At 61.5% G+C, this 12219-nt stretch carries 9 protein-coding genes; all 9 read left to right on the top strand.

Annotation, left to right across the window (positions count from 1 at the left end):
* Positions 1–59: 59 nt before the first annotated feature.
* A complete protein-coding gene (locus tag KKQ10_RS01505; RefSeq protein WP_007912303.1) occupies positions 60–341 on the top strand; it encodes a peptidylprolyl isomerase in 282 nt (93 codons plus the stop codon).
* Between the two features lie 135 nt (positions 342–476).
* Positions 477–2345 carry an extracellular solute-binding protein gene (locus tag KKQ10_RS01500; protein WP_215499883.1) on the top strand — a complete coding sequence of 623 codons (1869 nt, stop codon included), beginning with the start codon at positions 477–479 and terminating at the stop codon, positions 2343–2345.
* Entirely contained in the window at positions 2345–3406 is a 1062-nt protein-coding gene (locus tag KKQ10_RS01495) for a microcin C ABC transporter permease YejB (protein ID WP_003225430.1), read from the top strand. Before KKQ10_RS01500 ends, KKQ10_RS01495 begins: the two co-directional genes overlap by 1 nt.
* Positions 3406–4428 carry an ABC transporter permease gene (locus KKQ10_RS01490; RefSeq protein ID WP_215499881.1) on the top strand — a complete coding sequence of 341 codons (1023 nt, stop codon included), beginning with the start codon at positions 3406–3408 and terminating at the stop codon, positions 4426–4428. Before KKQ10_RS01495 ends, KKQ10_RS01490 begins: the two co-directional genes overlap by 1 nt.
* Before the next feature lie 9 nt (positions 4429–4437).
* Positions 4438–6012 (top strand): ABC transporter ATP-binding protein, encoded by a 1575-nt coding sequence (locus tag KKQ10_RS01485; protein WP_127647701.1) that lies wholly within the window; start codon positions 4438–4440, stop codon positions 6010–6012.
* Positions 6013–6153: 141 nt separating this feature from the next.
* The gene (locus KKQ10_RS01480; RefSeq protein WP_215499879.1) at positions 6154–7569 is read left to right on the top strand and encodes a sigma-54 interaction domain-containing protein; all 1416 of its coding nucleotides are present in this window, start codon (positions 6154–6156) and stop codon (positions 7567–7569) included.
* Positions 7570–7852: 283 nt separating this feature from the next.
* Entirely contained in the window at positions 7853–9244 is a 1392-nt protein-coding gene (locus KKQ10_RS01475) for a GntP family permease (protein ID WP_215499877.1), read from the top strand.
* Positions 9245–9251: 7 nt separating this feature from the next.
* Positions 9252–10025 carry a 3-hydroxybutyrate dehydrogenase gene (hbdH, locus tag KKQ10_RS01470; RefSeq protein ID WP_047294787.1) on the top strand — a complete coding sequence of 258 codons (774 nt, stop codon included), beginning with the start codon at positions 9252–9254 and terminating at the stop codon, positions 10023–10025.
* Between the two features lie 157 nt (positions 10026–10182).
* Entirely contained in the window at positions 10183–12138 is a 1956-nt protein-coding gene (locus KKQ10_RS01465) for an acetoacetate--CoA ligase (RefSeq protein ID WP_215499875.1), read from the top strand.
* Positions 12139–12219: the final 81 nt, after the last annotated feature.

The following is a 12219-nucleotide window of genomic DNA, read 5'->3' as shown; positions in this document are numbered from 1 at the left end:
ATCGCTTACTGAATCCGGTAGGCTCCACACTTTACTGAAATAGATTGGAGAGTTTCCCCATGGCTAAAGCCACTGCCCGCCACATCCTGGTTTCCAGCGAAGACAAGTGCAACGAACTCAAGGCCCAGATCGAAGGCGGTGCTGATTTCGCCGAAGTCGCCAAGGCCAACTCCACCTGCCCGTCCAGCCGTCAGGGCGGTGACCTGGGCTCGTTCGGTCCTGGCCAGATGGTCAAGGAATTCGACACCGTGGTATTCAGCGCGCCGATCAACGTCGTGCAAGGCCCGGTGAAGACCCAGTTCGGTTATCACCTGCTTGAAGTCACCAGCCGCCAGGACTGATCCGTCGCCTGATTGCTGCCCCAACGGCCCGCCTTTTGGTGGGCCGTTGTGTTTCGGTTACAGGATACGGCTGGCGACTGACGCGCCGCTCGCGTACAAATTGCGCTTATCGATCACCCGGCTTTAAGGCTGACAATGCGACTGGCTTTCCCCTCTCTGCTGTTCACTGCCGTGGCCCTGTTGTTGGGCGCCGCTGGTGTGGACGCCACCCCGCAACACGCGTTGACCGTCTATGGCGAACCTGCCAAATACCCGGCCGGCTTCAGCCACTTCGACTACACCAATCCGCAGGCGCCCAAGGGCGGCACCCTGCGCCGCTCGGCGATAGAAATCGGTCATTTCGATCACATCCTGCCGTATATCGACAAGGGCATCGGCGTCACCCAGATTGACGGCATGCTCTATTCGCCGCTGGCCCAGCGCTCGATGGACGAGCCTTACACGGTCTACGGCCTGGTGGCGCAAAAGATGGAGCGCTCGGAGGACGGCCTGTCCCTGCGTTTCTTCATCAACCCCAAGGCACGCTTCGCCGATGGCACACCGATCACCGCCGAAGACGTGCGCTACACCTACGACCTGTTGATGACCCAGGGCAGCCTGCGCTATCGCACGCAGTTCGCCGACGTCAAAGGCGTTGAAATCGAAACGCCGCTGACCGTGCGTTTCGACTTCAAGAGCAACGAGAACCGCACCTTGCCGCTGGACATCGCCACCCTGCCGGTGTTTCCCGAGCACTGGTGGAAAACCCGCGACTTCGCCGGTGGCGGCGGCTATGAGCCACCATTGGGCAGCGGCCCGTACCGGGTCGGCAAGGTCGATTCCGGCCGCAGCATCACCTTTGAGCGCAACCCCGACTGGTGGGGCAAGGACTTGCCGGTCAGTCGCGGTCTGTACAACTTCGATCACTTCAGCATCGAGTATTTCGGTGACACTGATGTCGCCCGCCAGGTCCTGCGCGGCGGTGCCTATGACTACAACCGCGAATTTTCCGCGACCGGCTACTCGATCGGCTACGACAGCCCGGCGCTGAGTGACGGACGTTTGCAGAGGGCCCACCTCGCCACCGAAGCCCCGCAATCGGCCCAGGGCTTCGTGTTCAATCTGCAAAAACCGATGTTCCAGGATCGCCGGGTGCGCCAGGCGCTGGCGATGCTCTGGGATTTCGAGTGGAGCAACCGGCAGATGATGCGCAACCTATACATCCGTCAGCAGAGTTACTTCTCCAACTCCGCGCTCGCGGCCCGCGAATTGCCGGATGCCGCCGAGCTGAAAATCCTTGAACCGTTGCGCGGGCAGGTTCCCGACGAGGTCTTCACTCAGGTCTTCGAGGCGCCGAAAACCGATGGCAGCGGCTTGATCCGCGACAAACAGCTGCAGGCGCTGCAATTGCTCGAACAGGCCGGCTGGAAACCCGATGGCGACCAACTGGTCAACGCCGAGGGTGAGCCATTGAGTTTCACCTTTCTGGTCAGCCAGAACGGCATGGATCGTCTGCTGCTCCCGTATAAGCGCACGCTGAAGCAGATCGGCATCGACCTCAATATCCGCCGCATCGACTCCTCGCAATACGTCAATCGCCTGATGAGCCGTGACTACGACATGATCGTCACCGGTTATCCGGTCACCACGTCTCCGGGTGGCGAGTTGCTCAATTACTTCGGCTCGATTTCGGCCAACGACCCCGGCGCCAACAACTATATGGTGCTGAAAAATCCGGCGGTCGACACGTTGATCAACGGCCTGATCCGCGCCTCGACCCAGAGCGACATGCTGCACTACGCCCATGCGCTGGACCGGGTGCTGCAATGGAACTACTACTGGATTCCCAACTATTACCCGCCGGGCACCTCTACCGTCTGGTGGAACCGTTTTGGCATGCCGGCAATACAGGCCAGCAATGACGAAGCCATCGAGAGCTGGTGGGAAATCAGCAGCACCCCGTTGACCAACCAGCAGATGACCGCCGAGAAGATCAGCCGTGGCAGACCCGGAGGACCGCACTGATGTGGGCATACATTCTGCGGCGGCTGCTGCTGATCATTCCGACGCTGGTGATCATTCTGCTGGTCAATTTCGTGATCATTCAGGCGGCACCCGGTGGCCCGGTCGAACAGGCCATCGCCCACTTGCAAGGGATTGGCGGCGCCAGTGTCGGCGGCAGTTCCAGCGAGACCATGAGCAGCACCTCGCGTGCCAGCCGTGGCCTTGATCCGCAACTGATCAAGGACATCGAAAAGCAGTACGGTTTCGACAAGCCGGCGCATGAACGCTTGTGGCTGATGCTCAAGAACTACGCGCAACTGGACTTCGGCAAGAGCTTTTTCCGTGGCGCCACGGTCACCGACCTGATCCTGGAAAAAATGCCGGTAACCATCTCCCTCGGTCTGTGGGCGACGCTGATCACCTATCTGGTGTCGATCCCGCTGGGCATTCGCAAGGCGGTGCATCACGGCAGCCACTTCGACATCTGGAGCAGCACCGCGATCATCATCGGCTACGCGATGCCGGCGTTTCTGTTCGCGATGTTTCTGATCGTGGTGTTTGCCGGCGGCACCTCGCTGAACTGGTTTCCGGTGCGCGGGCTGGTTTCCGACAACTTCGAATCGCTGTCGACCCTGGGCAAGATCGCCGATTACTTCTGGCACCTGGTGCTGCCAGTAACGGCGCTGGTGATCGGCGGTTTCGCCACGCTGACGATCCTCACCAAGAACTCGTTCCTCAATGAAATCACTCGCCAGTACGTGGTGACTGCCCGCGCCAAAGGCCTGAGCGAGCGCCGCGTGCTCTACGGCCACGTGTTCCGCAACGCGATGCTGCTGGTGGTGTCGGGGATTCCGCAAGCGTTCATCAGCGTGTTCTTCGCCGGCTCGCTGCTGATCGAAGTGATCTTCTCCCTCGACGGCCTCGGCCGCATGAGTTACGAAGCGGCAGTTTCCCGGGACTATCCGGTGGTGTTCGGTTCGCTGTTCATCTTCACCCTGTTCGGCCTCCTGATAAAACTGATCGGCGACCTGTGCTACACCCTGGTCGATCCGCGTATCGACTTCGCCGCGAGGAACGCCTGATGTTCAAGCTCTCGCCTCTGGGCCGTCGCCGTTTTGCGCGATTCAAGAAAAACCGTCGTGGCTGGTGGTCACTATGGCTGTTCATCGGACTGTTTGTGGTGACGCTGGGCGGTGAACTGATCGCCAATGACAAACCGCTGGTCGTCAGCTATCAGGGCCAGTTCTACTTCCCGGTGTTCAAGCGCCACACCGAGCAGGAATTTGGCGGGCAACTGCCGTTCCTGGCCGATTACCGCAGCGACTATGTGCAGAATCTGATCCGCAAGGACGGTGGCTGGTTGCTGTTTCCGCCGATCCCGTTCAGCGACGACACGCCCAACTATGACCTCAACCAGCCTGCGCCGAGTCCGCCATCGAAGGTCAATTGGCTGGGCACGGACGATCAGGCGCGCGATGTACTGGCGCGGGTGATTTTCGGTGCCCGGGTGTCGATCCTGTTTGCCTTGATGCTGACCGCCATCAGTGCGCTGATCGGCATTGCCGCCGGCGCCCTGCAGGGCTATTACGGCGGCTGGGTCGACCTGCTCGGGCAACGCCTGCTGGAAGTCTGGACCGGGTTGCCGGTGCTGTACCTGCTGATCATCCTGTCCGGTTTCGTCGAGCCGAATTTCTGGTGGCTGCTGGGGATCATGGCGCTGTTTTCTTGGCTGGCGCTGGTAGATGTGGTGCGCGCCGAGTTCCTGCGCGGGCGTAACCTGGAATACGTCAAAGCGGCGCGCGCCTTGGGCTTGAGCGACCGCAAGGTGATTTTCCGGCACATCCTGCCCAATGCGATGAACGCGACGCTGAGTTATTTGCCGTTCATTCTGACCGGGGCGATTTCCACCCTCACCGCCCTCGACTTCCTCGGTTTCGGCATGCCCGCCGGCAGTGCCTCGCTGGGCGAGCTGATCGGTCAGGGCAAGCAGAACCTGCAAGCGCCGTGGCTCGGGCTGACGGCGTTCTTCACCCTGGCGCTGATTCTTTCCTTGCTGGTGTTCATTGGCGAAGCGTTACGCGACGCGTTCGATCCACGATCCTGAAGTGCAACCATGACTGATAATCTGATCGAAATCCGCGACCTCAATGTCGCCTTCCATGGCCAGCCAGCGGTGCGCAACCTGTGCCTGGACATCCGCCCCGGCGAATGCCTGGCGCTTGTCGGTGAATCAGGCTCGGGCAAGTCGGTGACCGCGCACTCGATCCTGCAGTTGCTCCCCGAAGGCGATGCGCAAACCAGCGGCAGCATTCGTTATCGCGGCCAGGAGCTGGTCGGCACCGACCCGAAGGTCTTGCGCGAATTGCGCGGCAACCGCATCGCGATGATTTTTCAGGAGCCGATGACCTCGCTCAATCCCCTGCACACCATCGAGAAGCAGATCGGCGAGACCCTGCTGGTGCATCGCGGCCTGGGCGGCAAAGCGGCGCAACAGCGCATTCTCGAACTGCTGGAACTGGTGGGCATTCAGAAACCCAAGGAGCGCCTCAAGGCCTATCCGCATCAACTGTCCGGCGGTCAGCGGCAACGGGTGATGATCGCCATGGCCCTGGCTTGCGAACCGGAACTGCTGATTGCCGACGAACCGACCACCGCGCTCGATGTGACGGTGCAGCGCAAGATCCTGCTGCTGCTCAAATCCTTGCAGCAGCGGCTGGGCATGTCGCTGCTGCTGATCAGCCACGACCTCAATCTGGTGCGCAGCATTGCGCAACGGGTGTGCGTGATGAAGGCTGGCGAGATCGTCGAGCAGGCCCCGTGCGAAACCCTGTTTACCGAGCCGAAACACCCTTACAGCTGCGTGCTGCTCAACGCCGAACCGGAGGGTGAAGCCCTGCCCCGGGACGAGCGCGAGAACGTGCTGGAAGTCGATGATCTGCGGGTCGAGTTCGTGGTCGGTGGCGGGCTGTTCCAGCGCAAGCAATACCTGCGGGCGGTGGATGGCATCAGCCTGAATATCCAGCGTGGCAAAACCCTGGGCATTGTCGGCGAGTCCGGTTCGGGCAAATCGACCTTGGGTCAGGCGATTCTGCGGCTGCTCGATTCCGAGGGCAGCATCCGTTTTCAAGGCACCGCCCTCGACGGTCTCGATCAGAAGCAGTTGCGACCGTGGCGCCGGCAGATGCAGGTGGTGTTTCAGGATCCGTTCGGCAGCCTCAGCCCACGGATGTCGGTGGCGCAGATCATCAGCGAAGGGCTGGAGGTGCACTGTCAGTCCAGCGCCGAAGAGTGCGATGAACAAGTGATCCGTGTACTCAAGGAAGTCGGCCTCGACCCGCAAAGCCGTCATCGCTACCCACACGAGTTTTCCGGTGGTCAGCGCCAGCGCATTGCCATCGCCCGGGCACTGGTGCTGAAACCGGCGCTGATCCTGCTCGACGAGCCGACCTCAGCCCTCGACCGTACCGTGCAAAAACAGGTGGTCGCCCTGCTCCGCGACCTTCAGGAAAAACATGGCCTGACCTACCTGTTCATCAGCCACGACCTGGCGGTGGTGCGGGCGCTGGCGCACGACATGATCGTGATCAAGGACGGCAAAGTGGTCGAGCGCGGTGCCAGCCACGATGTGTTCGACTCGCCGCAGCACCCTTACACCAAAGAGCTGTTGGCGGCGGCGCATCCGGGGTAGGCATAATCTGGCGCATGCCTTGATACCGAGTCGCATCTATCGCGAGCAGGCTCACGCCTACAGTGGAACGCATTTCAAATGTAGGAGTGAGCCTGCTCGCGATGGCGTCGCCACAGCCGAAACACATTCAGGATCTGTCAGATGAACACCACCGAAAGCCTCAAGGACTACCAACGCGTGCGCACGCTGGCGATCCGTTCGCTGTTCGAGATCATCGAGCAGTCCAGCGAAGGCACGGTAATTGTCGATCGGGATGCCAACATCGTCTGGATGAACGAGCGATATGCCCGGCGTTTTGGTCTTGAATCGGCGAAAAAAGCCATCGGCCGACCCTGTGAAAGCGTGATCCCCGGCAGCCTGCTACGCGAAGTGGTGCGCACTGGGCGGCCGATCCTGCTGGACATGCAGGACACGCCGAAAGAGCCGATGGTGGTGATGCGCCTGCCGATTCACGACGACGCCGGCAGCGTGATCGGCGCGATCGGTTTTGCCCTGTTCGACGAATTACGCACGTTGTCGCCGATGCTCAAGCGCTACCTGAGCATGCAGGAAGAACTGGCTTCGACCCGCTCCCTGCTGCGGGCCCGGCAGACCAAATACAACTTCGCCCATTTCATTGGCACCAGCACCGCCAGCCTCGAGGTCAAACGCCGCGCCCGGCGCAGCGCCAGCACCGAGTCGCCGGTGTTGCTGCTCGGCGAAACCGGCACTGGCAAGGAGTTGCTGGCGCAAGCGATTCATGGCGCCTCGCCGCGCGCGCACAAAGCCTTTGTCAGCATCAACAGCGCGGCGATTCCCGAAGCGTTGCTTGAGGCCGAGTTTTTTGGCACCGCGCCCGGTGCGTTTACCGGCGCCGACCGCAAGGGTCGCACCGGCAAATTGCAGATCGCTCAGGGCGGCACGCTGTTTCTCGACGAGATCGGCGACATGCCGCTGCCTTTGCAAAGCAAACTGCTGCGGGTATTGCAGGAAAAGGAATTCGAACCGGTCGGCTCCAACGACGTGATTCAGAGCGATGTGCGAGTGATCGCGGCGACCTCGACCGACCTGCAAGCTGCGATCAAGCGCGGCGAGTTCCGCGCCGACCTGTATTACCGCCTCAACGTGCTGCCGATCCACGTTCCGCCGCTGCGCGAACGTCTCGACGATTTGCCGGCGCTCAGCGAAGCGATCCTCGAAGAGCTACGCAGTCAGCACGAACTGAGCCGCGCGGCGCTGGATCTGCTCGGCCAGCATGCATGGCCAGGGAACATCCGCGAGTTGCGCAACGTGCTGGAGCGCGCGGCGCTGCTCAGCGATGACCTGATCCTCACCGAAGAGGATATTCGCGGCTCCATCGGCACCTTCACCCCGGTTGAACGCCCTTCGGCACCGTCGTTGGAGCCCTTGGCCGACGAGACATTCGCCCAGGCCCGTCAGCGTTTTGACCGACAACTGATCCAGACCGCCCTCGCGCAATGCGCAGGCAAGGTACCGGAGGCGGCGGCTCGCCTGGGGCTGGGGCGGTCGACGCTGTACAAGAAGATGCTGGCCTTGGGTATCGCAGAGTCTCAATAAGGAGATTTGGTCTCATTAGTGAGATTTAAACTTCAAGATCAAAAGATCGCAGCCTTCGGCAGCTCCTACAGGGTAGATACGGAAATTCCATGTAGGAGCTGCCGAAGGCTGCGATCTTTTCGCTCCAAAAAAGTCTCACTATCGAGATATCTCTCCGGATAGTCGATCGAAAATATCAACAAACCCCTTATATTTCATTACGTTACAAACATGGCACGCATCTCGCTACCGCTCCTTTCTACCTAGCAACACCCACAAAAATAACAATCCCTGGAGACACACCATGAGTGTGATCATTGCCTTGGCAGCCCTCGCGCTGCTGATGCTCGCCGCCTACCGTGGCTACAGCGTTATCCTCTTCGCCCCGATCGCCGCCCTCGGCGCTGTCTTGCTCACTGACCCCTCTGCTGTCGCCCCTGCCTTTACCGGGGTGTTCATGGAGAAAATGGTCGGCTTCATCAAACTGTATTTCCCGGTATTCCTGCTCGGCGCCGTGTTCGGCAAGTTGATCGAGTTGTCAGGGTTCTCCCGTTCGATCGTGGCCGCAGCGATTCGCCTGCTCGGCACCCGCCAGGCCATGCTGGTGATCGTGCTGGTCTGCGCCCTGCTCACTTACGGCGGTGTGTCGCTGTTCGTGGTGGTGTTTGCGGTGTATCCGTTTGCCGCCGAGATGTTCCGCCAGAGCAATATCCCTAAACGTCTGATCCCGGCGACTATCGCCCTCGGCGCGTTCTCGTTCACCATGGACGCCCTGCCCGGCACTCCGCAGATCCAGAACATCATCCCCAGTACGTTCTTCAACACCACCGCGTGGGCGGCGCCGTGGCTGGGCGTGATCGGTACGATTTTCGTATTCTGCGCCGGCATGCTGTTCCTGCAACGCCAACGCAACAAGGCCCAGCGCGCCGGCGAAGGTTATGGCACCGAGTTGCGTAACGAGCCGGAAACCGCCGAAAACCTCAAGCTGCCAAACCCGTGGATCGCCCTGTCGCCATTGCTGGCGGTGGGCATCATGAACCTGCTGTTCACCCAGTGGATTCCGCAGTGGTACGGCAAGACCCACAGCCTCGCGCTGCCGGGCATGACCACGCCGGTGACCACGGAAACCGCCAAACTCACGGCGATCTGGGCCGTGCAAGCGGCGTTGCTGGTGGGCATCCTGATGGTGCTGGCGTTCGGCTTCAAGGCGATCCGCAGCAAACTCGCCGAGGGCAGCAAAAGCGCGGTCAGCGGCGCGTTGCTGGCGGCGATGAACACCGCTTCGGAGTACGGTTTCGGCGCGGTGATCGCCTCGTTGCCGGGCTTTCTGGTGCTGGCCGACTGGCTCAAGCAAATCCCCAATCCGCTGGTCAACGAAGCGATTACCGTGACCCTGTTGGCGGGCATCACCGGTTCGGCGTCGGGCGGCATGAGCATCGCGCTGGCGGCGATGTCCGAGCAGTTCATCGCCGCAGCACATGCGGCGAACATCCCGCTGGAAGTGCTGCACCGCGTGGCCGCCATGGCCAGCGGCGGCATGGACACCCTGCCGCACAACGGCGCGGTGATCACCCTGCTGGCGGTCACCGGCCTGACCCACCGCGAAGCCTATAAAGACATTTTCTGTATTACGCTGATCAAGACCCTGGCGGTCTTCGTAGTGATCGGCACTTTCTACGCCACTGGCATTGTGTGAGGTATTCATGACGACTCTTTCGGGCAAGACCGCACTGGTTACCGGGTCCACCAGCGGCATCGGTCTGGGCATCGCCCTGAGCCTGGCCAAGGCCGGCGCCAACCTGATTCTCAACGGTTTCGGCGATGCGTCGAGCGTCATCGCCGAGGTCGGCCAGTTCGGCGGCAAGGTCGGTCACCACCCGGCAGACGTCAGCGATCCGGCACAGATTGCCGACATGATCGCTTACGCCGAGCGCGAGTTCGGCGGTGTCGATATTCTGGTCAACAACGCCGGGATCCAGCATGTCGCCGCTGTCGAGGAGTTTCCGGTGGAGCGCTGGGATTCGATCATCGCGATCAACCTGTCATCGGTGTTCCACAGCACCCGCCTGAGCCTGCCGGGGATGCGCGCCAAGGGCTGGGGACGGATCGTCAACATTGCCTCGGTGCACGGTCAGGTGGGCTCGACCGGCAAAGCCGCGTACGTTGCGGCCAAGCACGGGGTGATCGGCTTGACCAAAGTGGTCGGCCTGGAGACCGCCACCAGCAACGTCACCTGCAACGCGATCTGCCCGGGCTGGGTGCTGACGCCGCTGGTGCAGAAGCAGATCGATGATCGTGCCGCCAAAGGGGTCGATCCGCAGCAGGCGCAGCACGATTTGCTAGCCGAGAAACAACCGTCGCTGGAGTTCGTCACGCCGCAGCATCTGGGGGAACTGGTGCTGTTTCTGTGCAGCGAGGCTGGCAGCCAGGTACGGGGGGCGGCGTGGAATATTGATGGAGGGTGGTTGGCGCAGTAATGCTGCGTCCCTGTAGGAGTGAGCCTGCTCGCAATAGCGGAATTACATTCAACATTGATGTTGGCTGATACACCGCTATCGCGAGCAGGCTCACTCCTACAGGGGTCGATGTACCACCTTCGCTGTGTGCTTGACCAACAAAACAAGAGGCAAACCAATGTCCGACATCCTCTGGCAACCCGATGCCGAACGTATCGCCAAATCGCGCATGGACCAGTTCCGCCGCGACATCAATCAGCGTCATGGTCTGGCCCTGAACAGCTACACCGACCTGCACCGCTGGAGCGTCGAACAACGCGAGGCATTCTGGCAGGCAATCGTCGATTTTTTCGACATCCGCTTTCACGCCCAGCCCGACGCCGTTCTGCGTGAAGGCGCGCAAATGCCCAGCGCTGTATGGTTTCCCGGCGCGACCCTGAACTTTGCCGAACACCTGCTGCGCCGCCGCGACGATGCCGTCGCCGTGATTGCCGTGGCGGAAAACGGTGAGCGTGAACAACTGACCTGGGCCGAACTGGCCGAGCAGGTCGCCGGTTTTCAGGCGAGCCTGCAGGCCGCCGGTGTCGGCCTCGGCGACCGCGTGGCCGCGTGCATGCCCAACACCTGGCAAACGCTGGTGGCCATGCTCGCGACCACCAGCCTGGGCGCGATCTGGTCGTGCTCGTCGCCGGACTTCGGCACTCACGGGGTGATCGACCGTTTCGGCCAGATCGAACCCAAGGTGCTGATCACCTGCGCCGGTTACCGTTACGCTGGCAAAGACATCGACCAGACCACCAAGGTCAACGAAATCCTCGCGCAACTGCCGTCGCTGCAACAGTTGATCATCGTGCCCTATGCCCGCCCCCAGGCCCGTGCCGAGGATTACCACACCCGCGCCAACGTGACGTTGTGGGACGATTTCTACCAACCCGGTGGCGAACCGCGTTTTGTCCCGGTGCCATTCAATCACCCGCTGTACGTGCTGTATTCCAGCGGCACCACCGGCGTGCCGAAATGCATCGTGCACAGCACCGGCGGTGTGCTGTTGCAACATGCCAAGGAGCATGGCCTGCACGTCGATCTCGGCCCCGGTGACCGACTGTTCTACTACACCACCTGCGGCTGGATGATGTGGAACTGGCTGGTCTCGGCCCTCGCGGTCGGCAGCGCGGTGGTGCTGTATGACGGCTCGCCGTTTCATCCGGATAACCAACGCCTGCTCGACCTGATCGACGATGAGCGCATCAGCGTATTCGGCACCAGCCCCAAGTTCCTCGCAACGCTGGAAAGCAGCGGTGTCAAACCGGCCGACAGCCATGATCTGGGTAGCCTCAAGACGTTGCTCTGCACCGGCTCGGCGCTGTCGCCGCAGAGCTACGACTTCGTCTACCGCGACTTCAAGCGCGACGTGTGCCTGGCGTCGATGTCGGGCGGCACCGATGTGGTGTCGTGTTTCGTCAACGGCAACCCGATGTCGGCCGTGCGCCGTGGCGAAATCATGGGCAAGAGCCTGGGCATGGCGGTCGAGGTGTGGAATGACGCGGGCGTCGCGGTGGTCGGCGAGAAAGGTGAGCTGGTCTGCACCCGGCACTTCCCGGCCATGCCCATCGGGCTCTGGCACGATGACGATGGCGAAAAGCTGCGTAAATCCTATTTCAGCCTGTTTCCCGGGGTCTGGGCCCAGGGCGATTACGCCGAGCAATTGCCCCACGGCGGGATGCTGATTCACGGCCGTTCCGACGCCGTGCTCAACCCCGGCGGCGTGCGCATCGGCACGGCGGAAATCTATCGTCAGGTCGAGAAAGTCCCGCAGGTGCTGGACAGCGTGGCCATCGGGCAGCAATGGCAGGACGATGTGCGCGTGGTGCTGTTCGTGCGCCTGCAGGGTGGCGTGGCGCTGGATGAGCACCTGCAACAGCAGATCCGCCAGGTGATTCGCGCCAACACCACACCGCGCCATGTGCCGGCGAAAATCGTTGCCGTCACTGACATCCCGCGCACCATCAGCGGCAAAGTGGTCGAACTCGCCGTGCGCAATGTGGTGCACGGTGAGCCGGTGAAAAACACCGACGCGCTGGCTAATCCTGAAGCGCTGGAGCAGTTTCGCAATCGCCCGGAGCTGGCGGATTAACCCGCCATCCCCTTAGCGAGCCTGCTCGCGAAAGCGGTGTGTCAGTCACGCTGATATCGACTGACAGATTGCATTCGCGAG

It is taken from the genome of Pseudomonas sp. MG-9 (assembly GCF_018729515.1).
Taxonomy (GTDB): Bacteria; Pseudomonadota; Gammaproteobacteria; order Pseudomonadales; family Pseudomonadaceae; genus Aquipseudomonas; species Aquipseudomonas serboccidentalis.
The sequence above is the reverse complement of the archived record's forward strand: the minus strand, read 5'-3'. Positions and strand labels throughout refer to the sequence as shown.

Coding starts and splice junctions, on each gene's coding strand:
- KKQ10_RS01505 (WP_007912303.1), top strand. CDS start 60: ATGGCTAAAGCCACTGCCCGCCACATCCTGGTTTCCAGCGAAGACAAG.
- KKQ10_RS01500 (WP_215499883.1), top strand. CDS start 477: ATGCGACTGGCTTTCCCCTCTCTGCTGTTCACTGCCGTGGCCCTGTTG.
- KKQ10_RS01495 (WP_003225430.1), top strand. CDS start 2,345: ATGTGGGCATACATTCTGCGGCGGCTGCTGCTGATCATTCCGACGCTG.
- KKQ10_RS01490 (WP_215499881.1), top strand. CDS start 3,406: ATGTTCAAGCTCTCGCCTCTGGGCCGTCGCCGTTTTGCGCGATTCAAG.
- KKQ10_RS01485 (WP_127647701.1), top strand. CDS start 4,438: ATGACTGATAATCTGATCGAAATCCGCGACCTCAATGTCGCCTTCCAT.
- KKQ10_RS01480 (WP_215499879.1), top strand. CDS start 6,154: ATGAACACCACCGAAAGCCTCAAGGACTACCAACGCGTGCGCACGCTG.
- KKQ10_RS01475 (WP_215499877.1), top strand. CDS start 7,853: ATGAGTGTGATCATTGCCTTGGCAGCCCTCGCGCTGCTGATGCTCGCC.
- hbdH (WP_047294787.1), top strand. CDS start 9,252: ATGACGACTCTTTCGGGCAAGACCGCACTGGTTACCGGGTCCACCAGC.
- KKQ10_RS01465 (WP_215499875.1), top strand. CDS start 10,183: ATGTCCGACATCCTCTGGCAACCCGATGCCGAACGTATCGCCAAATCG.